The organism is Nocardiopsis codii (genome assembly GCF_036327455.1).
Taxonomy (GTDB): domain Bacteria; phylum Actinomycetota; class Actinomycetes; order Streptosporangiales; family Streptosporangiaceae; genus Nocardiopsis; species Nocardiopsis codii.
In genome coordinates, this window is sequence record NZ_JAUZMY010000012.1 from 93,422 (window position 1) to 118,702 (window position 25,281).

Below are 25,281 nucleotides of genomic sequence, written 5' to 3' on the forward strand. Positions count from 1 at the left end.
AGGCATGAAGTTCCTGGTACGCGAACGCGTTTTTGACATCGGTGACGACTACTGGGTGACCGACGAGAACGACCAGAAGGTCTTCCTCGTCGACGGCAAGGCCCTGCGGATCCGCACGACCTTCGAGCTCAAGGACACCGACGGCAACGTCCTCACCGTCATCCGCAAGAAGCTGTTCAAGATCCGCGACCAGATGCGCGTCGAGCGCGACGGCGACACCGTCGCCACCGTGCGCAAACGCCTGGTCAACCCCCTGCGCGACAAGCTCGTGGTGGACATGGAGGGCGCACCCGACTGGGAGGTCACGGGCGACTTCCTCGGCAAGGAGTACGTCATCAGCGACGAGCACGGCACCGTCGCGCATGTCTCCCGCAAGTGGTTCCGCGTCCGGGACACCTACGCCGTGGACGTCAACACCCACAGACAGGACGTCGGCGGTGACGCCGCCCTGGTGATCAGCGTCGCGGTCGCCGTGGACTCCCTCACCCGGGACGATGACGACGAGGAGGGCGGGGAGCAGGACTGAGCACGGCGCCCCGCGGTGTCCGCCCCCTGCCCCGGGGCGTGCCTCTCCGGGCCGCCGTGCCGGCCCCGGCGGTACCCTCCCGGGCGGGCCGATCCCGCCCGCCCGGAGAGGCACGCCCCGTCAGGCGGCCCGGCGCGAGAAGAGCGGGACCGCCACCGCCCACACCGCGGCCACCCAGGCGGCCATCACCGCGCCGCCTCCGAGCGGGGACAGTTCGGTGTCGTTGGGGCCGCCCATCAGGAACATCTGCGCCCCCGCCCGGTCGGGCAGGTAGTCCGCCAGGTCGGTCAGCATCGAGAGGTAGAAGGACAGGGCCAGCACCAGGCTGATCAGCAGGGTCAGCGGTACCACCGCGTTGCGGACGACGACGGTCACCCCGGCCGCGAGCAGGGCGATGAGCACCCAGTACGCGACAGCCCCCGCCAGCGCACCCGAGACGGGCCGGGCCGCCATGCCGGACAGCGCGAACCCGTGCTCCCCCAGCCCGACCTGGGTGGCCGTGAAGGCCGCGGGCACGGTCACCAGGGCGACGGTCAGTGCCGCCGACGCGGCCACGGCGGCCTTGGCTGCCAGGAGGCGTGGGCGGTGCGGCGTGGCGAGCAGGGAGGCGCGGATCTGCCCTCCCGTGTACTCGGAGCTGACCGCGAGCACGCCCAGGACCACCATCCCCGCCGTCCCGTAGGCGACGGCGTCGAAGCCGACCTGTTCCGGCACGACCTCCCCGACGAGGAGTTCGGGGTTGTTCTCGAGAGCCCCTCGCACCGACCACCCGGACAGCCAGGCCAGTCCGACCGTCAGCGCGGCCGTCGTCAGGCAGGCGACCAGGACCGAGGTGAGCGTGCGGAGCTTGAACGCCTCGGCGCGCACGGTGTCGATCATCGGACGCCCCCGTTCCCGCGCCCGTCCGGGGTGGCGCCGTTCCCGCCGCCGGGGTTCCACCGGCCGAACCCCGCGTCCGCCGTGTGAGGGCGTTCGGTGAGCGCGAAGAAGGCGTCCTCCAGCGAGGCGTGGCCCTCGGCCACCTCGTCCGGGGCGCCCTCGGCGACCAGGCGTCCCCTGTCGACCACCACCAGGTGGTCGGCGATCCTGGCGATCTCCCCCATGAAGTGGCTGGACAGCAGGACGGTCCGCCCCTCGTCGGCCAGTTGCCGGGTGAACCCCCGCATCCAGCGGATGCCCTCCGGGTCGAGGCCGTTGACGGGCTCGTCCATGACCAGCACGCCGGGGTCACCGAGGAGGGCCGCGGCCAGGTTCAGCCGCTGCCCCATCCCCAGCGAGAACGTGCGCACCCGCGCGCGGGCGGACCGCCCCAGACCGACCCCCTCCAGTACCTCGCCCACGCGGGACGCGGGCAGGCCGTTCGCCCTGGCGATCCACCCCAGGTGGGCGCGGGCCGTCCGTGCGGGGTGGGCCCCTCCCCCGTCGAGTTGGGCGCCGACCGCCGTGGCCGGTCGTCGCAGCTCCGCGTAGCGCTCACCGCCGATCAGGGCGGTTCCGGCGTCGGCGCGGTCGAGCCCGAGCAGGACGCGGAGTGTGGTGCTCTTCCCGGCGCCGTTGGGTCCGAGGAAGCCCGTGACCTGGCCGGGGCGGGCGGTGAAGGTGAGCCCGTCTACCGCCGTGTGGGCGCCGAAGCGCCTGGTGAGTCCGCGTATCTCGATCATGGGCCCATCGTCGGGTCCGGACGCGGTCGTGCGCATCGGCCCGGGGAGGACAGTCCCGACGTCATCCGGGGAGGACGTCGCCCCGTGCTCCGGAGGCCCTGACCAGCCCGCTCTCGTAGGCGAACACGACGAGCTGTGCGCGGTCGCGGGCGTCGAGCTTGGTGAGCAGGCGGCTCACGTACGTCTTGACGGTGGCCCTGCTGAGGGTGAGGCGTTCGGCGATGTCGGCGTTGGACAGCCCGCGGGCGATGAGGGTGACGACCTCCCGCTCGCGCGGGGTGAGCGGTGTCCGGGCCCAGGCGGCGGGCGCGGGCGCGTCCCGCTCGCGCACGACGTGGGCGATCAGCCGGCCCGTGACCTCGGGGGCGAGCAGTGCCTGCCCGTCGGCGACCACGTGGACGGCGCGGAGCAGTTCCTCCGGGGCGGTGTTCTTGAGCAGGAACCCGCTGGCCCCCGCGCGCAGTGCCCCGTAGACGTAGTCGTCCAGGTCGAACATGGTCAGCACGACCACCCTGGTGTGCGAGGTGGCCACGCAGATCTCCCGGGTGGCGGCCAGCCCGTCCATCTCGGGCATGCGGACGTCCATGAGGACGAGGTCCGGTTGGAGGCGCGCGGCCAGGTCGACCGCCTCGCGCCCGGTGCGGGCCTCACCGACCACGGTCAGGCCGGGATCGCCGTCCATGAGCATGCGCAGCGAGCCGCGCAGGAGGTCCTGGTCGTCGGCGACCACGATCCTCACGGGTACCGCGTCGCCCATGCGTCCTCCAGCCTTCGGTGTCGTGAACCCGGTCGTGGGCGGTGTCGGGGCCGTGCGCGCACCGTTCGCCCCGGCGGGACCATGGAAGGGGCGGCCCGCGGAACCGGCCCGGCACACGGCGGCCCGGACCGCCGCCTCCAGTCTCCCGGACGCCGAGCCGGCGTCGAGCCCGGAGGGCCCGCCGGGCGCGACGCCGGCTCGGCGCCGGCCTCCCGGAGGGGGCGGGAGCTCCGGTGGGGACCGCGCCTCCCGTGGCCGTCCCGTCCGGGCCGCCGGAGTGCGTCCCGTCCCCCGCCGCCCGTCCCGGTCGCGGCGTTCTCAGCCGCCGAGGGGCCCGAGGGGGATGCTGGCTCGGACCCGGAAACCGCCGCCGGGCAGCGGACCGGCTGTGAGGGAACCGCCGTGGACGGCCGCGCGCTCGCGCATCCCGGCCAGGCCGACGCCCGCGCCCGGCCTCCCCACGCGGCCCCGCACGGGGCCGGTGTCGGTCACCTGCGTCTCCACGGTGTCCGCTCCCCCGGTGACGGTGACCTCGCAGACGCCGCCGGGGGCGTGCCTGATGACGTTCGTCAGAGCCTCCTGGACGATCCTGTACACGCCGGCGGCCACCGCCGGGGACACCGCCTCCACGCCCGAGACCGTCAGACGGCAGTCGACTCCGGTGCGGCGCGCCGTGTCGGCGAGGGCGGCCAGGCCGTCCAGTCCGGGCTGGGGGCCCAGGGGGGCCTCGGTGTCGGCGCGCAGGGCTCCCAGGACCCTGCCGAGTTCGTTCGAGGCCGCGCGGCTGGCCGTCTCGATGTCGGCCAGGGCCTCCCGCAGGGACTCGGCGTCCCCTCCCGCGTAACGGGCCACCCCGGCGCGCATGCCGACGGCGCCAAGGGTGTGGGAGACGATGTCGTGCACCTCCCTGGCCACCCGCAGCCGTTCCCGTGTCCGCGCCTCGCGCTCGATGGCGGCCACCGCTCGCGCCTCCTGTTCGCAGAGCTCGCGCACCGACCTGCCCAGCAGCCAGGACAGTCCGAGGAGGACCGCGCCGAGGACGAGGGGGCGGACCGGCCCCTCCAGCAGCACGGGTTCCAGGCCGGTGGTCACCAGCACGAGGAGCGCCGCGAGGAGGTACGCCCAGTACCAGGGCCGGAAGGCCCCGCGCCGCGAGGTCAGCGCCAGCGGGTAGAGCGTCCACGCGGCGGCGGTGAGCGGTTCCTGCGTCCACCCGGCGGACACGGCGGCGAGCGAGGCGGCGAGCACCGCGCCGAAGGAGGCGGAGGGCAGCCGCCAGCGCAGCATGATCCCCGCCGTGACCGCGGCGGCCAGGGCGAGGCGGACCCAGGGCAGGGGGTCGTCGGCTCCCAGGTCGCGGGGGTCGGGGGCGGCGCCGGAGATCGCCAGGTAGCCCAGGGCCGCCGCGGCGTCCGTCGCGAGCCTCCGGGGTGTGGGGGCGCCGTCCGCGCGCAGGGCGGGCCACGACCGTCGAGGGGGTGGGGGCACGGGGACGTCGGGGGAGGTGAGGGAGGTGAGGGAGGTGGCCGGGGCGGCCGGGGGACGGTCAATCGCTGAGGACACCGAACATGCTCCGCTCCCATGGCAGGTAGGGCTGTCTGCTGCTGCGCAGCACCGGGCGCGGGTCCCGGTTCTCGGACACGCAGCGGGAGATCTCCAGTGCGGCCAGCTCACCGGTCATCCGGAAGGCGCGGGGTGTGGAGTCCTCCCGGTGCCAGCGGGCGTCGACGAGGCGGACCAGGGCGACGAGACCCGGTTGGGCCCCGCCCGCGGCGTGCCATGCCAGCCGGAGCCCCTGGGCGAAGGCGGCGGCCAGGTCCTCGGGGAGGCACTCGCCCCTGGGGCCGACGGGAGGGACCGCGTTGACGAACTCGAAGCCGTCGGGGTGACCGTCCGGCAGGGGCTCCGCCTCGGCCCAGGCGGCGGCGAAGTAGCCTCCGTGGCTCTGGAGGACGTTGCGGACGTAGATCCCGTGGACCGGGCGTGGCAGTGGTGTGCGGTTCGGGAAGGGCACTGGCCTCTCCTTCCTCCGGGTGCGCCGATCCGGGAATCCTTCCCGGTCTTCCTTCCGAAGATGCCCATGCGTTGGCGAACGGTTGTCCGGGAACCCCGGGCTCCCGCTCGGGGCGGCGGACCGGCGCGCGGGCGTTCTGCCGCCGCGGCGCGGCGGCGGCGGCCGATCCGCCCCCCGGGGGGCGGATCTTTCGACGGAAGGATACGCATTCCCCGTGCGCGCCGCCCGGACCACGGTCCCCGGTACCAAGCCCGCCGGTCGCACCGCCTCGGCCGCCGAGGACGCCGATTCCGGTTGTGCGCGCCCGCTCCCGCCGCTGTCCCGGTGCGGTCCGCAGGGCGAACAGGGTGGCTGGCTGTAGTGCCCGGCACCTCCGCGATGGCCCAGACTGATCGGTGCTGAGGGGTTCGGACGCGAACGCGTGAACGGGAAGGACCGGGGATGAATGACGTCTGGGCTCGGGGGTTGCGGGCGAGCGGCTACCTGTTGGTGGCCTTCGGGTCGGGTCTGGCCATGCTGGTGGCGCTGCCCCTGACCCTGGTCGTGGTGCTCACCGTGCCGATCGGCGGCATCGGGTTCATGCTGCTGCCGCCCTGGCTGGGGGCCGTGGGGAGGATCGCCGCCTGGCACCAGGGCCAGGCCTCCCGCCTGCTCCGGGTTCCGGTGCCGGCGCTCCCCGACACCGGGGTCCCCGGATTCCGCGCCCTGTGGCGCGAGCCGTCCACGCGCAGGGTGCTGCTGTGGATGCCCGTGTTCGCGGTGGTGAGCCTCTTCGCCGGGCTCCTGGGTCTGTTCGCGGTGACCCTGCCCCTGTCCTCGGTGCAGTTCCTGTTCTGGTGGGCGCTCCCCGAGGGACAGGAGCTCCAGTTCCTGTGGTTCCCGGCCGACAGCTGGGGCACGGCCCTGGCCACCGTGGCCGTGCAGCTCGTGCTCGGGTTCGCCCTGTTCCGGTGGGCGGTGGTCCCCGCGGCCAAGGCGCACGCCCGCATGAACCTGCGGCTGCTGGCCCCCACCGAGGCGGAGCTGCTGGCCGCACGGGTGGACGAGCTCAGCCGGACCCGCGCGGACGTGGTGGACGCCCACGGTGCCGAGCTGCGCCGGATCGAGCGCGACCTGCACGACGGCACCCAGGCACGGCTCGTCTCGATCGCGATGCAGCTGGGCGTGGCCCGGGAGGCGCTGGCGGAGGATCCCCGACTCGCGGCGCTGCTGAAGAACGCCCACGAGGGCACCGAGGAGGCGATGTCGGAGCTGCGCGAGGTGATCCGGGGCATCTACCCGCCCATCCTCGCCGACCGGGGGCTGGCCGGTGCGCTGAGCGCCCTGGCCGCCCGCACCACGGTCACCACCAGGCTGGACGTGGGCGAGCTGGGCACGCTGCCGGTGGCGGCGGAGACCGCCGCGTACTTCGTGGTCACCGAGGCTGTCACCAACGCGGTGCGGCACAGCACCGCCCGGGAGATCGGGGTGCGCCTGGACCGGGTCGGCGCCGTCCTGCGGGTGTCGGTGCGCGACGACGGCGCGGGCGGGGTGGACGAGTCCCGCGGCAGCGGGGTGACCGGGATCCGTCGCCGGGTGGCGGCCCTGGACGGTACCGTGCGCGTGGACAGCCCGGCAGGCGGGCCGACCGTGGTCGAGGTGGAGCTTCCGTGCGGATCGTGATCGCCGAGGACAACGTGCTGTTGTCCGCGGGTCTGGAGTTGCTGCTGTCCACGCGCGGGTTCGAGGTGGCGGAGGTCGCCGTCGACGCGGCGGCCTTCGCCGACGCCGTGGAGCGGCACCGGCCCGACCTGGCGATCGTGGACGTCCGGCTGCCGCCGAACTTCCGGGACGAGGGCATCCACGCGGCGATCGCGGCCCGGCAGCGCCACGAGGCGCTGCCGGTGCTGGTGCTGTCGCAGTACGTGGAGCGCGACTACGCCGGTGAACTGCTGGCCGACGGCCGGGGCGGGGTGGGCTACCTGCTCAAGGACCGGGTGGGCCGGGTCAGTGAGTTCGTGGACGCCCTGCGCAGGGTCGCGGAGGGCGGCACGGTGATGGACCCTGCGGTGGTCCAGCAGCTTCTGGCCCGGCGGTCCCGGGACCCCTTGGAGACCCTCACCCGGCGCGAGAACGAGATGCTGGCGCTGATGGCGGAGGGGCTGGGCAACGGCGAGATCGCCGAGCGGATCGTGGTGACCGAGAACGCGGTGCACAAGCACGTCGGCAACATCTTCGCGAAGCTGGGGCTGTCGCCGTCCGACAGCGGGCACCGCCGGGTGCGCGCGGTGCTCGCCTACCTCGACGGCAGGTGAGCGGCGCGCCCGCCCGTCCGGCGGGTCAGCCGCCGGCGGCCCCGGCGTCCTCCCGCGCGCCGCGCCGGTTGAGCAGCAGGCCGGTGGCGCCCGCGGTGAAGAACATGAGCACGCCGTACACGGCCGACGGGATCGCGATCTCGGTGCTGTCGAGCAGTGCGGGGCTGAGCGCGATGGCCAGGGACAGCGTGGTGTTGTGCAGGCCGATCTCCATGCAGGACGCGATCGCCTCGGGGCGGCCCGTGCCGATGACGCGCGGCGCCCAGTAGCCGACGGCGAGGCTGGCGATGTTGAACAGCAGCACCATCAGGCCCACGGCGACGATGTAGTCGCCGAGGTTGGCGCGCTCCTGGAAGATGGCGACGGCGATGACGCCGAACAGCACCAGCACCGAGGCGATCTTGACCGGCCTCTCCATGCGCCGGGCGAAGGAGGCGGCCCCGGCCCTGACGAGCATTCCCGCGGCGACGGGGATCAGGATGATCGCGAAGACCTGGAGGACCTTGTCGGCCTGGAGGCCGAGCGTGTCCCCGTCCCCCATGAAGTAGGCGATCGACAGGTTGGTGATCAGCGGCAGGCTCACCATCGCCGTGACGGAGTTGAGCGCGGTCAGGGAGATGTTGAGCGCGACGTTGCCCCGGAACAGGTAGCTGTACAGGCTGGCGGTGGTGCCTCCCGGGGAGGCGGCCAGCAGCATCATCCCGACCGCCAGCGCCGGAGGCGGCTGGAAGAGCACGACCAGGACGAACGCGAACAGGGGCAGCAGGAGTATCTGGCAGCCCAGGATGAGCGCGACCGTGCCGGGCAGCCTGACGAGCCGGACGAAGTCGTCGACGGTCAGGCTCAGGCCGAGGCCCAGCATGATGACGGCGAGCGCGGCGGGGAGCGCGATCGTGGCGATGGCGGAATCCATGGGGACACCTCGGGATCGGGCCGCGCTGGGGGGTGCGGCTCGGCGGTCGGGGGCACTGGCCGGCGTGGGGCGCCGGTCGTCGCGGACCGCGTTCGGTGACGGTGCCGGAGTGGAGTCGTCTGGGGGGTTCCGGGCGGGGCCGCCCGGGCGGATCGGGGATCGCGCCGTCCCGTGATCTGCGCCACTTCTGCTGCTCGTCGGTATGTTGGCACGCCGGAGGCGGCCCTGACAAGGCCTCCCCGCCCCGACGGGGCCGGGCGCTCCGGGATCCTCCCCGGGTCAGGCTGCGGGCCAGGAACTGCCCCTCAGGTCGTAGGCCAGGTGGAACCAGACCTTGCGGATGCTCGGGTGCCCGTTGTCGCCCCACGTGGTGGCGAAGCTGTCGACGAGGGCCAGCCCGCGGCCGTTCTCGGCGGTGAGCCGGTCGCCGACCATCGGTGCGGCGCTGAGCCGGCCGTCCTCCCCCGAGGGCGCGCTGGTGGGCCTGCCGTTGTCGCGGCAGGCCAGGGTCAGGCCGTTGGGCTCCCGGATCACCTTGAGCACGAACGTCTGGCCCTGCTCGCCGGAACGGCTGTGCCGGATGGCGTTGGTCGCCAGTTCGGTCCCCAGCAGCGAGAACACGTAACGGAACTCCGAGTCGCGGGACGCCGCGCAGGTGTCCAGGAAGGCACGGGCCAGCGGCACGCTCGCGGGCTCCCCGGCGAACTCCCAGTGGCGTTTGGTGTACGGGACCGGTGACCGGCCGTTGAAGTAGTGCCGGTACTCGTCCGGGACCCCCGCGAGGACGGAGTCCTCCTCCTTGGCCAGTGCTGGCACGGGAACGAGCGTGGGCATGGGTGACTCCTTCGGCGGGGCGGCTCGGTGGACGGGCGAACCGCGGGAGGGGGCGGCTGCGGGAGCGTCCGGCGGCCGTCTGGGGGAGGTGCGGCGCGGAACGGCTACGACCTTACGCGATAAGACCCCTGTGGGACAGGGGATGTGGGTGTGGCAAGTGCCCGAATGCCGGTGCGCGTGCCGCCCCCGGATCCGCGTCCCCGCGGTCGTGCACGGGGCCGTCCCGACCGCTCCGCCGAACCGGCCCGCGGCCCGCCTGCCCTCAGACCACCGCGTCGAGAGCGCCCCTCGCCGCCGCCTCCGCCTCGGCCCTCTCCGCCGGGACCAGACCGATCCGGGTACGGCGGTCCAGCAGGTCGTCCGCGTCCATGGCCCCCTCGTGGCGCACCCCGAACCGGAACTCCGCGCCGGTGACGCCGCGCACGACCGGCCTGAGCAGGGCGGGGTCGCCCCCTGCCCCGGCCAGGACGTCGACGGCCTCGGTTCCGTACCGCTCGACCAGGCGGCGCGGGGCGTCCACCGCGTCCAGCTCCTCGCGGGAGGCCGCACCGACCAGGGGCAGGGAGCGCGTCCGGCAGGGCCGCGCGGGCAGCCGGTGGACGCGCACCGCCGCGTCCACGGCCTCCTCGGCCATCGCCCGGTAGGTGGTGAGCTTCCCGCCGACCACGGTGACCGTCCCGTTCGGCGCGACGGAGACGGCGTGCTCGCGTGACAGGTCGGCGCTGTCGCCGACCCCCTCCAGCAGCGGGCGCAGCCCGGCGAACGCGCCGATGACGTCGCCGCGGCCGATCCTGGTCTCCAGAGCGCCGTTGAACTGGTCGAGCAGGAAGTCCACGTCGCCCGCGGTCACCTCGGGGACGCGCGGCGCGGGTCCGTCCACGGGTTCGTCGGTGAGCCCGGCGAACACGCGCCCGTCCGGCTGGGGCAGGGCGAACACGAACCGGCTGACGCTGCCGCCGATCGGCACGGTGAGCGCGGCCTTCGGGTGGCCGAGGGCCGCACCGTCGAGCACGAGGTGGCTGCCCCGGCTGGGTCGCAGCCGCACACCGGGGTCCAGGAGGCCGGCGTGGACGCCGGTGGCGTTGACGACGGCGCGCGGGCGCACCGGGATGATCCGGCCCGTGGTCTCGTCCCGCAGCACCGCTCCGTCGGAGGCGACGCTCTCGGCGGAGCAGCGGGTGATGACCCGGGCCCCCTCGCGGGCGGCGGTGCGCGCCAGTCCGACGACGAGGCGGGCGTCGTCCACGAGCTGGCCGTCGAAGGAGAGGATGCCCCCGAGCAGGTCGCGCCTGGCTGCCCCGGGGAGGAGGCGCAGGGTCTGGCGGGCGTTGAGCAGCCGGGGGCGGGGCAGCACGCTTCCGGGAGTTCCCGCCATCACGCGCAGGAGGTCGCCCAGGCCCATGCCCGCGCGCACGGCCAGTGCCCTGGCCAGACCGCTCCCGCGGTGGACGGGCACGATCATCGGCAGGGGACGGACCAGGTGGGGTGCGGTCACCCGCATGAGCACGTCGCGTTCGCGGGCGCTCTCGTAGGCGATGCCGACCTGCCCCTTGGCCAGGTAGCGCAGGCCTCCGTGGACGAGCTTGGAACTCCACCGGCTGGTGCCGAAGGCCAGGTCGTGGCGTTCGACCAGCACGGTGGAGAGACCGCGCGAAGCGGCGTCGAGCGCGGCCCCGGCCCCCGTCACGCCTCCCCCGACGACCAGGACGTCCACCTCGGGCCGGGCCTCCAGTGCGGCGAGGTCCGCGGTTCTCCGGGCGGCGTTCAGTGACGGGGACGCGGGACGTGTGGTGCTCATGGGAGCGGTCCTTTCCGGGGGCGGTGTGGCGGACCGGCGTGGGCCGTGATCCGGCCCGAGGTCGCGGCGTGTCAGGGTGCCAGGTAGCCGTCGAGGAGGACGGCGAGTTCCCGGACGAGGCCGTCCTCGTCGAGGACGTCGGCGAACAGGCGGCGGGAGGTGACCGTGCCCTGGACGGTGACCAGGACGAGGCGGGCCAGGGCCTCGGGGTCACCCGCGCGGACCGAGCCGTCGCGCTGCCCCTCGGCGACGACCGGTTCCACCAGGTCGAGGGCGGCCCGGTGGCTGGTGCCCAGGCGGTGGAAGGTGTAGGTCGCCAGGAGTTCGGGCTCGGTGTCCACGATCCGGGTGAACAGGGGGTGCGCCAGCATCGCGCGGGCGACCCCGGCCGCGTGCCGGACCAGGCGCGGGCGCACGCTCTCCCCGGCCGGGTCGGCGGCGGAGGCCACGCCCTCGTCGCTCAGGATCCGCCGGAGCTCGCGGGTGAGGAGGTCGGCGACGAGCGCGGTCGCGTCGGGCCAGCGGCGGTACACGGTGGGTCTGCTGACCCCGGCACGGCGGGCCACGTCGGTCAGCGTGGTGCGGCGCACCCCGAAGGCCTCGACGCAGGCGCGGGCCGCGTCCAGGATCCGGTCCTCTACGTTACGTTTTGACGCCATGTGTAAAACTGTAGAGCATGGCTCACGAGAACACACCCCCCGACGGCGCGCACACGCCCGGCCCCGGCCCGGGCACGGGCACGGACGACGCACCCGACATGAGCTGGTTCGCCTGGGGTGACCCCGCCAGGGCACGGGAGCTCGACCCCGGCCTGCGCGACCTGGTCGCCCAGGTGCTCCGGGCCAGGTTCGAGGCCCTGCCCCCGGTCCCGGAGGAGCAGGTGGAACTGCCTCCCACCAGGCTCGACGCCCGAACGCGCGGCCTGTTCGCCGCGGTGGTCGGCTCCGAGCACGTGAACGCGGAGGACCCCGTCCGGCTGCGCCACTGCGGCGGCAAGAGCACCCCCGACCTGCTCCTGCGCCGCGCGGGCACGGCGAATCCCGCGCCGGACGCCGTCCTCTATCCGGCCGACCACGACGAGGTGGAGAGACTGCTCGCGGTGTGCTCTGCCGAGCGCGTCGCCGTCGTGCCCTTCGGCGGCGGCACCAGCGTGGTCGGCGGCGTCACCCCGCTGCGCGGGGGCTTCCGCGCCGTGGTCGCCCTCGACCTGCGCCGCCTGGACCGCCTGGTGTCCGTGGACCCCGTGTCGATGACGGCCGTCCTGGGCGCCGGCGTGCGCGGGCCGCACGCCGAGGCGCTGCTCGCGGAGCACGGCCTCACCCTCGGCCACCTGCCGCAGAGCCACGAGTACGCGACCATCGGCGGCTACGCGGCGACACGTTCCAGCGGACAGGCGTCCTCCGGGTACGGCCGGTTCGAGGACATGGTCGTGTCACTGCGCGTGGCCACCCCGCGCGGCACCCTGGAGGCGGGCGGCCCCCCGGCGTCGGCCGCCGGCCCGGACCTGCGCCGCCTGCTGCTGGGCTCGGAGGGCACCCTGGGCGTCATCACCGAGGTGGGTGTGCGCGTGCGCAGGACGCCCGAGCGGGTGCTGGACGAGGCGTGGACGTTCCCCGACTTCAGGACGGGGGTGGACGCGCTGCGCGTCCTGGCGCAGTCGGACACCCGGCCGACCATGGCGCGCGTGCTGGACGAGTCGGAGACGTTCGTGGGCGCGGCCATGGGGGGCCGTGAGGCCTCCCCCGGGTGCCAGGCGGTCCTGGGCTTCGAGGGGGCGTCCGCGGAGGTGGACGCCCGCGCGGCCGCGGTGCGGGAGCTCATGGCCGGGGCGGGCGGCACACCGCTCGGCCCGGAACCGGTGGCGCACTGGCGCGAGAACCGGTTCTCCTCCCCCTACCTGCGCGACACGCTGCTGTCGGCGGGGATCCTCGCCGAGACGCTGGAGACCGCCGCCTCGTGGACCGGCCTGCTACCGCTCTACGCGGCGGTGTCGGCGGCCCTCACCGGAGCGCTGGAGGGCGACGAGGGCGGCGCGGTCGTGATGTGCCACGTGTCGCACACCTATCCCACGGGCGCGTCCCTGTACTTCACGGTGGCGACGGCGGCCGGAGCGGATCCCGTGGCGCGCTGGGGCCGGGCCAAGCGCGCGGCCTCGGACGCGATCATGGCCAACGGCGGCACGATCACGCACCACCACGCGGTCGGGGCGGACCACCGGCCGTGGATGGCGGCGGAGATCGGACCGCTGGGCGGCGACGTGCTGCGCGCGGTCAAGGCCGCGCTGGACCCCGAGGGCGTGCTGAACCCGGGCAAGCTCATCCCCGACCCCGGGTAGCGGGCCGCGGGCGCGGCGCCGCCGGAGGGCCCCGGCGGCGCCCCGGCACGCGGCTGGGCCCGCCCGGGACCCGCCCGGGGCCGGGGTCAGGCCCTCTCGGCCTCGCGGGAGATCTGGCGTTCGACCTGTCCCGCGAAGTCGTCGAGGAAGTCCAGGGCCTCGCCCTCGCCGATCCCGCCGTCCTCCAGCGGGAAGCTGATCAGGACGGCCACGTTCACGAGGGTGAAGGAGGCCGCCGCGAAGATCTCCTCGGAGTAGTCCTCGTCCTGGTACAGGACCGCGAAGCCCCCGTCCCCCGCGGAGACGGACCGCCAGTCGAGGATCCCGCCGCTCATGCCCTCGGGCGACCTGTCCCTCCCCAGGTCCTCCCGGGCGTCGCCCACCTCCTCGCGAAGGTCGGCGACGGCCTCGCCGTCGTCCTCGAACTCGTACAGGGTCGCGTGGACGTCGAGGAGGAACACGTCGGAGTCGCTGACGGAGCAGGCGAGGTAGCCGATCTGGCCGCCTTCCTCGTAGCCCGTCTCCTCCGCCGGGTAGTAGTCGCCCTCGGCCCTCGGGCTGCCGGCTCCCGGGATGCCGTCGACCACGTCGGCCGGCAGCAGCTGGCGGCAGCCGGGCAGGTCCGCGTAGGGGCGCCCGCCCGCGACGTTCCACACCACGACGCCGATGGAGGCCGCCACCACCAGGACGGCGGCGACGGCGGCGACGACCGCGCCCGTTCCGCGACGCCTCGGCCGTCCGGGCCGGCCCGGCACGGGGGGCTGCTGGGGAGGGACGCCTCCGGGAAAGCCGTGGCCGGGCTGGACGGGCGGGACGTACTGCTGTCCCGGGTATCCGCCGGGCGACGTGCCCTGCGGCCCGTAGGGGCCGGGCGGGGGCTGCTGGCCGGGGTGGGGGGACCACCCCTGGTGGGGCCGGCCGGGCTGACCCGGGAACGGCTGCCCTCCGGGGGGACCGGGGAACGAACCGTCGTTGGGGGGATAGGTCATCGGTCTCGCGGCTGGGGCGCACCCGACCCGGGGGGCGGGTGGTCGCCGCGCCTCCTCACAGGTGGTCTCGTGTCGCACGGAACGGCCCGGGCCGCCGCCCGCACCGCGCTGCGGCCACGCGGGGTGCGTCCGCATGTCACACCCAGTATCGCCAACCGCGCGCCGTCCGTCACACCGAAGGCCGGAACCGGACGAAACCGACCTCACGCCGGGAACCAGGCCCGGGCGCCCCCGGATACCCCGACAATGGATGCCGTGGCACGAGGAAAACTCCGTATCTACCTGGGTTCGGCCCCGGGGGTGGGCACCACCCACAACGTCCTGGTCGAGGCCCGCCGACGGGCCGCGCACGGCACCGACGTGGTGGTCGCAGCCGTCCACACCCACCGCCGGGAACGCACGTCCGCCCTCATGGAGGGGTTGGAGGACGTCCCGCCGCATCCGTCCGGTTCGGTGGACACCGCTTCGGTGATCTCGCGGGCGCCCGGCATGGCGCTGGTCGACGACCTCGCGCGGACCAACCCGCCGGGGGCGCCCAACCCGAACCGCTGGCAGGACGTGGAGGAGCTGCTGGAGGCGGGCATCGACGTCCTGTCGACCGTGGGCATCCACCACCTGGAGTCCCTCAACGACGTCGTCCACCAGATCACCGGGGTACGACCCCGGCAGACGGTCCCCGACCACGTGGTGCGCCGCGCGGCCGAGGTCGAACTCGTGGACATCACCCCGCAGGAGCTCCGCCGCCGCATGGCGCACGGCGACATCCACCCGGTCGAGCGGGTGGACGCCGCCCTCGCCGACTACTACCGGGAGGGCAACCTGGCGGCGCTGCGCGAGCTGGCGCTCCTGTGGACCGCCGACCGCGTGGAGGAGGGCCTGGCCCGCTACCGCGGCGAGCACGAGATCCAGCGGACCTGGGAGGCCCGCGAGCGCGTCGTCGTGGCGCTCACCGGGGGCCCCGAGGGGGAGACGCTGATCCGCCGGGCCGCCCGCGTCGCGGCCAGGTCCCGGGGCGGCCACCCCCAGCCCAGCCACCTGCTGGCGGTGCACGTCGTCCCCCCGCACGGGATCCCGGAGACGCCCCCGGACGACCTGTTGCGGCAGCGGCGGCTCCTCGCCGAACTGGGCGGGACCTACCACCAGGTGGTCGGCAACGACGTCCCGACCGGCCTGCTGGAGTTCGCCCGGGGCGTGCACGCCACCCAGATCGTGCTCGGCTCGTCGCGCCGCCGCACCTGGCAGTACGTGTTCGGCCCCGGGGTCGGCGCGATCGTCGCCCGCGACTCCGGCGACATCGACGTGCACATCGTCACCCACGAGAGGGTGGGCAGCGGCCGGTGGCCCCTGCCGCCTCCCGGCCGCGGGCTGGGCGAGCACCGCCGTGTGGCCGGGTGGTCGCTGGCTCTGCTGGCCCCCACCCTCGTGTCGCTGGTGATGGCGCTGCCCCTCTTCTCGAACGTGGGACCGGCCTCCGACACGATGCTCCTGCTGCTGATCACCGTCGCCACCGCCGCCGTGGGCGGGCTGAGCCCCGCACTGGTGTCGGCCCTCTGGAGCGCGATCCTGCTCACCGTCCTGGTGTCCCCGCTGCACGGGCGGCCGTCGGTGTCGTTGGACAACGTGGTCGCGCTGACCTCGTTCACCCTGGTCGGCACGCTCGTCGCGATCGTGGTGGAGATGGCGGCCCGGCGGTCGGCGCAGGCGGCACGCGCCCGTGCCGAGGCGGACGCGGTGACCCTCCTCGCGGGCAGCATCCTGTCCGGGAAGGAACCCCTCCAGGCACTGCTCCGGCGTATCAGGGAGACGTTCGGGCAGCGGTCGGCGACCCTCCTGGAAAGGCTGGACGACGGCCGGTGGCGCCCCGCCCACAGCGTCGGGGCCCCGGCCTGCGACTCCCCCGACGAGTCGGACGTCCTGGTGTCGGTCTCCGACAACCTGGCGCTGGCCCTGCGCGGCCGGGTACTGCCCGCCGCGGACCGGGGCGTGCTGCGCGCGTTCGCCGCGCACATCGGCATCGCCCTGGAGCACCAGCGGTTGGAGTGGGACGCCGCCGAGGCGAAGAGCCAGGCGGCGGGCAACCGCATCCGCACCGCCCTTCTGGCCGCCGTGTCGCACGACCTGCGCACGCCGCTGACGTCGATCAAGGCGAGCCTGGCGAGCCTGCGGGCCACCGACATCACGCTCACCCCGGAGGACCGCGAGGACCTGATGGAGACCGCGGAGGAGTCGACGGACCGGCTCAACCGCCTGATCGACAACCTCCTGGACATGAGCCGTGTGCACACCGACAACGTGCGCCCCAAGCTCCACGCGGTGGGCCTCGACGAGGTCGTCCCGATCACCCTCCTGGGACTGCCCCACGATGCCGTCACCGTGGACGTCCCCGACGGCCTGCCGCGCGTGCTGGCGGACGCCGGGCTGCTGGAGCGGGCGGTGGCGAACGTGGTCGCCAACGCGGTGAGGTACAACCCCGACCCGCTCGTGCCGGTCCTGGTCGCCGCGAGCGCGCACGGCGACAGTGTTCAGCTGCGCGTGGCGGACCGGGGGCCGGGTGTCTCGGACGAGGGCAAGCAGCGCATGTTCGAGGCCTTCCAGCGCCTGGGCGACGCGCCCCAGGGGACGGGGGTGGGGCTCGGACTCGCCGTCGCCCGTGGTTTCGTTGAGGCGATGCACGGCACACTCGACCCCGAGGACACCCCGGGGGGCGGGTTGACGATGGTCTTCACCCTTCGGGCGACAGAACCCGACAAGACGGACATCGGTGGCGAGAGGGGGACCGATGCGGGTCCTGGTCGTTGACGACGACATGCAGATCATCCGCGCCATGCGGATCAACCTCCGCGCACGGGGGCACGACGTGGACACGGCCGCCGACGGCGCCACGGCGCTGACCCTGGCCGCCGCGAACCACCCCGACGTGGTCCTCCTCGACCTCGGGCTGCCCGACATGGAGGGCCTGGAGGTCATACGGCGCCTGCGCGGCTGGTCCCAGGTGCCGATCATCGTGCTCTCGGCCCGGCACTCGGCCGGAGAGAAGGTGCGGTGCCTGGACTCGGGCGCCGACGACTACGTCACCAAGCCGTTCGGGATGGACGAGCTGCTCGCCCGGATGAGGGCGGCCGAGCGCCGGTCGGTCCGCGCGGAGGAGGCCCCGGTCGTGCGCACGTCGTGCTTCACGGTGGACCTGGGCGCCAAACGGGTCCTGCGCGACGGCGGGGAGGTGCGGCTGACCCCGACGGAGTGGCACATCCTGGAGATCCTGGCCCGCCACGCCGGGCAGTTGGTGAGCCAGCGCCAGCTCCTCCACGACGTGTGGGGACCGGCCTACCAGAGCGAGACCAACTATCTGCGGGTGTACATGGCGCAGCTGCGCCGCAAACTGGAGCCGGACCCCGCCCGTCCCCGGTACCTGATCACGGAGGCGGGCAGGGGCTACCGCTTCGAGGGGGCGGGCTGACGCGAGGGGCCCGCCCCTCCGGGTCAGCGGGCGACGGCGGCGCCCTCGGCCAGCTCCATGAGCACGTCGAACTCGTCGGTGCCGACGTGGCCCCGGTTGGCCTTGGCGACCGCCTGGCAGGGGGCGAAGGCGCGCACCCACTCGAACATCCGGTCGGCGTCCACGTCCATGGCCTCGGAGAGCACCTGTACCCGGCGCTCCACCTCGGCCACCCCGGTGGCCTTCCACAGGGCCCAGTCGACGGCGTCGACCGCGCCGTCGCCGAGGCACGCGCGCGGGTCGACGGCGACCAGGCCCCGCGCGCCCCCATCGATGACGTTGCCCGGGTGCAGGTCGCCGTGCACGGGCACCACGTCGACCGTCCCGTTGGCCAGGTCCCGGGCGCGGCAGAAGCCGCGGTGCATGGCGGAGACCGGCACCACCTCGGCCGCGGGTCCCTCGCCGCGCTCGCGGTTCCAGAAGTCGAAGACGAACTGCACCCGCGACGTCAGCGGGCGGAGCTCGGCGAGCTCCCCTGCGGGCACGTCCGTGGCGTGCAGCTGGGCGATCAGAGCACCGACGGTCTCCATCGACGGCACCGTGCCCCGGGAGGCGATCGTGTCGCCGTCGATCCGCTCCATGAGGACGGCTCCCCGGTCGTCGTCGAGACCCCACACGAGGGGCACCCGGTGGGAGTCCGCCCACATGCGGAGCATCCTGGCCTCGGAGACGGCCAGCCCGCTCTCCGGGGAGAGCTTGAGCACTCCCTCGGACCCGTCGGCGCGCCTGACGTGGATCACCACGGACGTGCGCCCGCGCGGGGCGGGGACCTCGACCGTCAGCCGCCACTCGGCGGCGAGCGCGTCGACGATCGCGGGCAGCTCGGTCAGCCACTCGCCCACGTGGCTGCCGAAGCGCTGTTCCAGACGCCGACGCTGCCGGCCGCCGACGAACTGCGCTGTGACGTGGTTCATACATCCACCTTAGGTTCGCTCACGACGATGCCTGTCGGGGTCGAGTCCCGCCGCGGCTCGGTGGGCCGCCCTGCCCGAACCGCGCGAGCGCCGTCAGGGCCCGGGTCGGTCACAGGAGGCCTCCCTGCCGACGGGGGAGTTCACAGCTCCGGAGGAGTCGCACCCGGGCCGTTCCGCGCCGCCGGGGCGCGGACGGGGTGCGGGTGCCGCGTTGTGGGTGCGGGGAGTTCCCGCCCTCTCGACACCTACCCAGCCTCGTGGTCCCGGTAACGGCGCGGCCGCGACCCGAACCTCCTTCGTTACCGAACGGTGTGAGGCTGTCACACCCCGTGGGTTTCGCCCCGGGCGTCCGGAAGCACCTTCCGCGGGGTCAGACCAGCCTCCCCTTGGCCGCCCGGTGCTGGGCGAGGAGCGTGTCCACGACCAGCTCGGAGGGCCACAGAGGCGCGGTGAGGGCCGTGACGTCGAGCCCGCGCAGCAGGTCGAAGTCGGGCCCGTCGACGAGCCTCCACGCGGCGACGGCGACGTTGTCGCGGCCGTCGCGGCGCAGCCGGTCGACGGCGTCGAACACCGACGGCGCCCAGGTGCGCAGGTAGCCGACCTGGACCGGGGAACCGAGGCGGCGGCTGAGCATGCGCGCCACGTCCATGACGACCTGGCGCTCCTCGGTGCCGGTGGTGCCGTCCGCGGCCAGGACCACACCGTCGTCGCGGCTCCAGCCCGAGTCGGTGAGGCGCCCCGCGAGGTCGGCGACGATGGACGGGACCGCTCCGAGGGGCGGCGTGCGGCAGGCGTTCCCCAGGCCGCGGAGATCGAGCCTGGAGAGGAGGTGGGCGCTGGCGACGTCGCCGCCGGCGACGAACGCGGGGACGACCACCTTGGGCCCGCGGACGGCGCGGATGGCGGCGGTGACCTCGGCGGGACTGCCGAAGGCCGGGGCGACCGGCACCTCGCCCCGTCCGGCAACCGCCGCGGCCAGGCCGCACAGGGCCTCCCGCCGGTGGGCGTCACGTGAGTCGTCGGCTACGAGGACCATCGTCGGGACCATGCACGGCTCCTTGGAATCGCTGTGAGATCTACCGTCGTCCACCGAGAGTAAAGGGGCACAGTTTCAGGGAAGTGCTCTCGTGTTACATGGAGGGAAACAGCAGACAATGGCTGTGATGGTTATCACCTGGGGAAGTCTTGGTGAACCATAACAATCGCCGAAAAACTGGAACGTGTCCACTTGTCCGGGAAGTGGCGTACGCCTCAGTTCGACCGTCCGACGGAACGGGCGACTCCCGAAACGACGGGAACGCAGACCTCCACCTGCCCCGATGTCGAAACCCCCGCCTCCGCGCCGAATCTCCGACAGGGACGGCGCACCCGGCACCGCACCACCCATTGCCAACTCGGGTGAAAACTCCCTTTCCTCCCGAGTTCTATAGAGAAATAACGAGCAAACAATTTCCCATGCATTCGCCCGGTGCGGATGCACGTGCCTCCGAATGTGCGCCGGGTGTGCTGCCGGACACGGGAACGGTTTCCCTGTGTTACCGAAGCACTCCGGCACTACACTCCGGGAGGGGCCGCGGGACCGGCAACCCCTTCCACACCCGACCCTTTTCTGTCAAGGGTGCGCACTCCCCCACAACGTCATAGCCGCACACCACCTGACGTGGGGAGACAGGATGCCGGTCCGGCGTGATCACTTGCCATGCGCCACCGGCCCGCCCACACTTGGTACCGAGCGGACCACATCCCGGCCGGCCCACGTGCCCCGGAACCGCTCACGGGCAACCACCCGCCGGACCCCACCACCGGCGGTGGCCCCCGCGACCCACACCGCACCGTGCAGACTGGAGTGAGCATGGCCGTCCACCCTCGGGTGCAGACGCTGGCCCAGACCTTCCTCGCCCACGCGGACCAGGAGGCCCCCGGCCTGGTCGAAGGCCTCTACCTGACCGGTTCGGTCGCCCTCGGCGACTTCCGCCCGCACACCAGCGACGTCGACTTCGTCCTCGTCACGGGGAGGGCCCCGAACCCTGAGGAGCTGGAGCTGCTGCGCGGCGCGCACGCGCGCACGCGGGCGGCGGTTCCCCGGCCGCAGTTCAACGGCGTCCACGTCACCTGGGACGACCTCACCCGCGACCCCGCCGCCTGCGGCCCGGTCGCCTCGGTCGTCGGAGGCCGGTTCAGGACGCGGGCGAGCGCCGACGTCAACCCCGCGACCTGGCACATCCTCGCCGAGCACGGGGTCACCGTGCGCGGCCCCCACCCGCTCGAACTGGACGTGTGGGACGAGCCCGAGAGCCTGCGCGCCTGGTCCCTGGGGTCCCTGGACGAGCAGTGGCGGCGCTGGCGCGAGAAGGCCGGACGCCTGGTCACCCCGCGCGGCCTGGCCGCCCTCGGCTCCCTGGCGCCCTCCTGGAGCGTGCTGAGCGTCAGCCGCCTGCACTTCACCCTGAAGACCGGGGAGATCACCTCCAAGTCGGGCGCGGGCGCCTACGCCCTGCACGCGTTCCCGGAGAAGTGGCAGCACATCGTCAACGAGTGCCTGCGCGTGCGCCGCAACGCCAACGCCCCCTCGCTGTACGAGAGCGCGCTCGCCCGCCGCCGGGCCGCCCTGGACTACATCGAGATGGTCCTGGACGACTCCCTGCGCCCCGGTCTGGCGGCCTGACCGCTCCCCGCCCCGGTCCGCCGCGGTATCCGGGGACGGTGGGCTCCGTCCCGGTCGGCCCGACTAACCTGGGGTTCATGACCATGCGCCCCATCGTCCGCTTCGGCGACCCCATCCTCGTCACCCCGACCACACCCGTCACCCGGTTCGACCAGCACACCGAGGCACTGGTCCGGGACCTCCTCGAAACGGTCGAGGCCCCCGGCCGGGCCGGGCTCGCCGCCACCCAGATCGGGGTGGGACTGCGCGTGTTCAGCTACAACGTGGAGGACCGGATCGGCTACGTGATCAACCCCGAGATCGCGGAGCTGTCGGAGGAGGTCCAGGACGGCGAGGAGGGGTGCCTGTCGGTCCCCCGCCTCTGGTACCCCACCCGCCGGGCCGAGCGTGCCGTCGTCACCGGGGTGGACCTGCGCAACGAGCCGGTCACCGTGGAGGGCACGGGGCTGATGGCCCGCTGCCTCCAGCACGAGACCGACCACCTCGACGGCATGGTCTACGTCGAGCGGCTCGACCCCGACACCCGCAAGCGCGCGATGCGCGACATCCGCCGCTCCGACTGGTTCATGCCCGCGTCGCCGACCGGACCGTCCGAGCCCGCAGGGGCCGGGCTTCCCAGCGCCTTCGGCGGAGCGGGCTGAGTCCCACGCCTCCGCCGGGCGGTCCGACCTGCGGGGGGTCGGTTCAGTCCCTCGTTCCGGGTATCTTCGGACTCATCCCCCGCACCCCCTCAGTCACGTGAGCCAACGCACTAGTCACGTCACGCCACGATCTCGTAAGGTCTGCTGAGCATCTCCCATCCCACGGCACGCGCACCGCGCCGTCGGCCCAGCGGATACGCCCGGACCGTCCTCGGAGCACACATGACGACCACTCCTCCCCACACCTCGCGCGGCACGCGTGCCGCACTGTCCCTCACCGCCGTCACGGCGGCGCTCCTGATCGGCATGCCCGGCACCGCACAGGCGGAGCCCGGTGACGACGAGGTCGACATCGACGAGCTGACCCAGCGTGCCGAGGAGCTGGAGGAGAGCTACGACGGCGAACTGATCCAGTTCACCGAGATCAAGGGGCGCGTCGAGCAGGCCGAGGAGGACCTGGAGGAGGTCGAGGGCCGCCTGGAGGCCTCACGGGCCGGGGTGTCCACCATCGCCTCCTCCCAGTACAAGAACGAGACCGGTCTCGACCCCGCGCTCCACGTCATGTTCTCCAGCGACCCGGAGGAGATGTTCAGCGACGCCGCCACCCTCTCCTACCTGGGAGAGAGCCAGTCCGAGCAGATCTCCGGGCTCATCGAGACCCGTGACGAGGCGGCGGAGGTCGCCGAGGACCTCCGGGTGGAGATGGAGGAGGCCGAGACGCTCATCGAGGACCTGGAGTCCCAGCGCGAGGACGTCGAGGCGCGCATCGAGGAGTACGAGGCGGAGCAGGTGCCCGAGACACCGGGCACCGGCAGCATCCCGGACAGCGCGATGGGCTGGGGCTGGAGCGGGGCCACCCCGCGCATGGCCGCCATCCGCGACGAGATCGTCATGGAGTTCGGCGCCCCCTTCCCGGTGGGCTGCCTGCGCTCCAGCGCCGACGACCACGGGGTGGGCCAGGCCTGCGACTTCATGATGAGCGCCGGAGGCGCGATCCCCTCGGCCGAGAACCAGGCCCTGGGCGCCCAGATCTCCCAGTACGCGATCGACAACGCCGACCGGCTGGGCGTCAAGTACATCATCTGGGAGCAGCAGATCTGGCAGGCCGGTTCGTGGACCTGGATGAGCGACCGGGGCGACAACACCCAGAACCACTACGACCACGTGCACATCTCGTCGTACTAGGTCGTCCTCCGGCTCCCCTCGGACCCGCGCCCGCCGGGCGTCCGCCCCGCGACGCCCAGGGGCCGGGCGCCCCGCCGTTCGCGGAGCGTCCCGGGAGGCGGGTCAGGGGGCGGGGTGCGAACCGCGGCGCGTGAGCGCGAGCGGGACCACGGCGAGCAGCGCCACCGCCGTCACCGCGAAGGCGGGGGCGTAGCCGAAGAGCTGGATCAGCAGGCCGAGGAGCATCGCACCCGCGCCGGCGCCCGCGTCGTAGCCGATGTTCCACACCGCACTGGCCCGGCCGTAGCCGGAGGGGCCGGCCCGGTTCAGCATGAGGGTGACGGCCTCGTTCTGTACCGCCCCGAAGCCGAGCCCGAACACCATCGCGCCCAAGACCACCAGCACCGCCGTCCCTGCGCCCACGCCTCCGCCGCCGTGCGTCCACAGGGCGGCGGTGACCAGGGTCATGCCGATGACGGCGCCCACGGTGCCGGGCAGCAGCAGGAGGGTGCGCCGGTACCGGTCGTGCAGCATCCCGGCGGTCCACCGGCCCGTGACGACCGCCAGCGCGTAGGCGGCCAGGGCCGCGCCCACCATCCACGCCGCCTGCTCGAACGGGATCGCCAGGAAGGTGATGATCGCGCTGGCCGCGGAGGCGGTCAGCAGCATCAGGACCAGTGGGGCGGCGAGGGCCAGCAGCAGCGGAAGGCCCGAGGGCGCGCCCGAGGTGTCGGCCGCGGCCCGTACGGGGTTCCGCAGCGCCGCCCGGTTGCGGCCGCCGTCGGCGAACCGGACGCCCCAGGCCAGCAGGGCGCCCACCACCGAGCACATCCCGGTGATCCAGAACGCGGTGGCGAAGCCCGCGTTGAGGGCCAGGGCCACACCGCCGGGCAGGATGAGCACCTGCGGCAGGCCGACCGCGAGCCCGTAGTAGCCGGTGGCACGCCCGACCTGGCTGTGCGGAACCAGCCGCGCGGCGAGCGCTGTGCCCGCGACGCTGACCATGCCGAAACCGACGCCGCGCACGGCCGAGACGGCGAGGAGCGGGCCCAGGTCCGTGGTCAGGGCGAACAGGGGGGTCGGCAGGCCCATGACCAGTGCCCCGACCGGGAACGCCCACCGGTAGCCGCCCCGTTCCAGCATCCAGGGCATCGCGAGCTGGGTGAGCACCGTGGTCAGCATGAACGCGGCTGTGGTGCTTCCGGCGCCGAACTCGCCCGCTCCCCCTCGCATGGCCCACAGGGGAACCAGGGGGAGGACGGCCGCGAACCCGCAGAGGCCGATGGCCGTGGCCGCGATGAGCAGCGCGAAGCCCTTGCCCCTGAGGCCGGGCAGGTCATCGGTGGTGAACTCGGCGGGCGTCGCCCCGTCCTCCGGGGAGGGCGAACCAGATCGGATCATCCGTCCTTTCTAGTGCACAGGGGGATGCCTGTCGATGCCGCCTCCGACCGGCCGTCCGCCGTCCGCGACCGGGTGCGCGGGGTCAGTCCTCGCGGACGATCCGCTCGCTGAGCCAGTCCCTGAGACGTACGCCCAGCTCGGGGGTGACGGCGCGTTCGGCGTGCCCCATCCCGGGGACGATCCACAGCTCGCGGGGCTCGCGGGCGGCGTCGTGGATGGCGGTGGCGTGGGAGACGGGGAAGTAGGTGTCGGCCTCGCCGTGCACGACGAGGAGCGGTGTCGGTGAGAGCTCACCGGCGACCTCGCGGGGTTCGGCCGGCCGGGAGTCCCACCCGCGGTCGGTGACCCGCACCTTGCGGAAGGTGCGCAGGACGAAGCGGCCGAAGGTACGCCCGATCCCGATGTGGAGCAGGCGCATCCTGCGCGTGCCCCTGTAGTACCAGCGGCTGGGCCCGCTGACGGAGACCACGGCGGTGATCCCGCCGTAGATGGCGGCGTGGCGCAGCGCCACGGCCGCCCCCATCGAGAACCCGACCGCCGCGATGGACGTGTAGCCGAGCTCGCGCAGACGCACGACGACCGCCTCCAGGTCGTGGATCTCCTCGTTGCCCACGGTGCTGCGCCCGCCGGAGCCGTGGTGACCGCGGAAGTCGAAGGTCATCACGTCGCCGACGGGGAGGAGCGCCTCGGCGATGGCGCGCGTGTGCGGGCTCCGGTAGGTACCGGTGAACCCGTTGGCGAGGATCACCGCCTCGGTGCGGGCCCGGGCGCCGCGCCGGAGCACGGCGTCGATTCCGACCCCGTCCGCGGTGGTCAGCCAGAAACGGCTCTCTGGGGGCTGGTCGACTGGGTCGTGAATGGCATCGGACACCTCTCCAT

23 protein-coding genes are annotated in these 25,281 nt (G+C 73.7%); 9 read left to right on the forward strand and 14 right to left on the reverse strand.

All coding sequences use genetic code 11. The features are described from left to right. Positions 1-4: 4 nt before the first annotated feature. Positions 5-526, forward strand: a complete 522-nt coding sequence (locus Q8791_RS14120; protein ID WP_330092141.1) for an LURP-one-related/scramblase family protein — start codon at positions 5-7, stop codon at positions 524-526. A 120-nt stretch (positions 527-646) separates the two neighbouring features. Here Q8791_RS14120 and Q8791_RS14125 read toward each other — a convergent pair whose 3' ends face one another. From Q8791_RS14125 to Q8791_RS14145, 5 genes are all read right to left on the reverse strand, one after another. Continuing rightward, positions 647-1,405: an ABC transporter permease gene (locus Q8791_RS14125; RefSeq protein WP_330092142.1), complete on the reverse strand. Its 759-nt coding sequence runs from the start codon at positions 1,403-1,405 to the stop codon at positions 647-649. Next, positions 1,402-2,187 carry an ABC transporter ATP-binding protein gene (locus Q8791_RS14130; RefSeq protein WP_330092143.1) on the reverse strand — a complete coding sequence of 262 codons (786 nt, stop codon included), beginning with the start codon at positions 2,185-2,187 and terminating at the stop codon, positions 1,402-1,404. The genes Q8791_RS14125 and Q8791_RS14130 overlap by 4 nt, the downstream gene beginning before the upstream one ends. Positions 2,188-2,248: 61 nt before the next feature. Further along, a complete protein-coding gene (locus Q8791_RS14135; protein WP_330092144.1) occupies positions 2,249-2,944 on the reverse strand; it encodes a response regulator transcription factor in 696 nt (231 codons plus the stop codon). 318 nt (positions 2,945-3,262) lie between these two features. Next, positions 3,263-4,507 (reverse strand): sensor histidine kinase, encoded by a 1,245-nt coding sequence (locus Q8791_RS14140; protein WP_330092145.1) that lies wholly within the window; start codon positions 4,505-4,507, stop codon positions 3,263-3,265. Beyond that, positions 4,491-4,958: a hypothetical protein gene (locus tag Q8791_RS14145; protein WP_330092146.1), complete on the reverse strand. Its 468-nt coding sequence runs from the start codon at positions 4,956-4,958 to the stop codon at positions 4,491-4,493. The genes Q8791_RS14140 and Q8791_RS14145 overlap by 17 nt, the downstream gene beginning before the upstream one ends. A 441-nt stretch (positions 4,959-5,399) precedes the next feature. Between Q8791_RS14145 and Q8791_RS14150 the strand changes: the two genes are divergently transcribed. Both Q8791_RS14150 and Q8791_RS14155 read left to right on the forward strand, forming a co-directional pair. Next, positions 5,400-6,620 carry a sensor histidine kinase gene (locus tag Q8791_RS14150; RefSeq protein WP_330092147.1) on the forward strand — a complete coding sequence of 407 codons (1,221 nt, stop codon included), beginning with the start codon at positions 5,400-5,402 and terminating at the stop codon, positions 6,618-6,620. Then, a complete protein-coding gene (locus Q8791_RS14155) occupies positions 6,608-7,252 on the forward strand; it encodes a response regulator transcription factor (RefSeq protein ID WP_330092148.1) in 645 nt (214 codons plus the stop codon). Before Q8791_RS14150 ends, Q8791_RS14155 begins: the two co-directional genes overlap by 13 nt. Positions 7,253-7,277: 25 nt before the next feature. On the opposite strand, the gene Q8791_RS14160 is transcribed toward Q8791_RS14155, so the two are convergent. From Q8791_RS14160 to Q8791_RS14175, 4 genes are all read right to left on the reverse strand, one after another. After that, positions 7,278-8,165: a bile acid:sodium symporter family protein gene (locus Q8791_RS14160; RefSeq protein ID WP_330092149.1), complete on the reverse strand. Its 888-nt coding sequence runs from the start codon at positions 8,163-8,165 to the stop codon at positions 7,278-7,280. Between the two features lie 279 nt (positions 8,166-8,444). Next, the gene (locus tag Q8791_RS14165; protein WP_330092150.1) at positions 8,445-8,999 is read right to left on the reverse strand and encodes an ATP-binding protein; all 555 of its coding nucleotides are present in this window, start codon (positions 8,997-8,999) and stop codon (positions 8,445-8,447) included. A gap of 262 nt (positions 9,000-9,261) precedes the next feature. Further along, the gene (locus Q8791_RS14170) at positions 9,262-10,797 is read right to left on the reverse strand and encodes a glycerol-3-phosphate dehydrogenase/oxidase (RefSeq protein ID WP_330092151.1); all 1,536 of its coding nucleotides are present in this window, start codon (positions 10,795-10,797) and stop codon (positions 9,262-9,264) included. 71 nt (positions 10,798-10,868) lie between these two features. Next, positions 10,869-11,456, reverse strand: a complete 588-nt coding sequence (locus Q8791_RS14175; protein ID WP_330092152.1) for a TetR/AcrR family transcriptional regulator — start codon at positions 11,454-11,456, stop codon at positions 10,869-10,871. Between the two features lie 98 nt (positions 11,457-11,554). Here Q8791_RS14175 and Q8791_RS14180 point away from each other — a divergent pair, with 98 nt between their 5' ends. After that, the gene (locus Q8791_RS14180; protein ID WP_330092218.1) at positions 11,555-13,132 is read left to right on the forward strand and encodes an FAD-binding oxidoreductase; all 1,578 of its coding nucleotides are present in this window, start codon (positions 11,555-11,557) and stop codon (positions 13,130-13,132) included. Positions 13,133-13,218: 86 nt separating this feature from the next. Here the strand turns inward: Q8791_RS14180 and Q8791_RS14185 are convergent, their stop codons facing one another. Then, positions 13,219-14,121 (reverse strand): hypothetical protein, encoded by a 903-nt coding sequence (locus tag Q8791_RS14185; RefSeq protein ID WP_330092153.1) that lies wholly within the window; start codon positions 14,119-14,121, stop codon positions 13,219-13,221. Positions 14,122-14,367: 246 nt separating this feature from the next. On the opposite strand from Q8791_RS14185, the gene Q8791_RS14190 reads away from it, so the two are divergent. After that, positions 14,368-16,920 carry an ATP-binding protein gene (locus Q8791_RS14190; protein ID WP_330092154.1) on the forward strand — a complete coding sequence of 851 codons (2,553 nt, stop codon included), beginning with the start codon at positions 14,368-14,370 and terminating at the stop codon, positions 16,918-16,920. Continuing rightward, complete coding sequence (locus tag Q8791_RS14195; RefSeq protein ID WP_330092155.1) at positions 16,901-17,578, forward strand: response regulator; 678 nt, start codon at positions 16,901-16,903, stop codon at positions 17,576-17,578. The genes Q8791_RS14190 and Q8791_RS14195 overlap by 20 nt, the downstream gene beginning before the upstream one ends. A 23-nt stretch (positions 17,579-17,601) precedes the next feature. Here Q8791_RS14195 and Q8791_RS14200 read toward each other — a convergent pair whose 3' ends face one another. Both Q8791_RS14200 and Q8791_RS14205 read right to left on the reverse strand, forming a co-directional pair. After that, a complete protein-coding gene (locus tag Q8791_RS14200) occupies positions 17,602-18,531 on the reverse strand; it encodes an aminoglycoside phosphotransferase family protein (protein WP_330092156.1) in 930 nt (309 codons plus the stop codon). A gap of 370 nt (positions 18,532-18,901) precedes the next feature. Further along, positions 18,902-19,579, reverse strand: a complete 678-nt coding sequence (locus Q8791_RS14205; RefSeq protein WP_330092157.1) for a sirohydrochlorin chelatase — start codon at positions 19,577-19,579, stop codon at positions 18,902-18,904. 804 nt (positions 19,580-20,383) lie between these two features. Here Q8791_RS14205 and Q8791_RS14210 point away from each other — a divergent pair. The 3 genes from Q8791_RS14210 to Q8791_RS14220 all read left to right on the forward strand — a co-directional run bounded on the left by Q8791_RS14210 (position 20,384) and on the right by Q8791_RS14220 (position 23,022). Continuing rightward, positions 20,384-21,196: a nucleotidyltransferase domain-containing protein gene (locus Q8791_RS14210; protein ID WP_330092158.1), complete on the forward strand. Its 813-nt coding sequence runs from the start codon at positions 20,384-20,386 to the stop codon at positions 21,194-21,196. Between the two features lie 77 nt (positions 21,197-21,273). Beyond that, on the forward strand, positions 21,274-21,837 hold the full coding sequence (gene def / locus Q8791_RS14215) for a peptide deformylase (protein ID WP_330092159.1): 564 nt from the start codon (positions 21,274-21,276) through the stop codon (positions 21,835-21,837). A 222-nt stretch (positions 21,838-22,059) separates the two neighbouring features. Next, entirely contained in the window at positions 22,060-23,022 is a 963-nt protein-coding gene (locus Q8791_RS14220) for a coiled-coil domain-containing protein (RefSeq protein ID WP_330092160.1), read from the forward strand. Between the two features lie 102 nt (positions 23,023-23,124). Here Q8791_RS14220 and Q8791_RS14225 read toward each other — a convergent pair whose 3' ends face one another. Next, complete coding sequence (locus tag Q8791_RS14225; RefSeq protein ID WP_330092161.1) at positions 23,125-24,402, reverse strand: MFS transporter; 1,278 nt, start codon at positions 24,400-24,402, stop codon at positions 23,125-23,127. An 82-nt stretch (positions 24,403-24,484) separates the two neighbouring features. Continuing rightward, complete coding sequence (locus tag Q8791_RS14230; protein ID WP_330092162.1) at positions 24,485-25,273, reverse strand: alpha/beta hydrolase; 789 nt, start codon at positions 25,271-25,273, stop codon at positions 24,485-24,487. Positions 25,274-25,281: the final 8 nt, after the last annotated feature.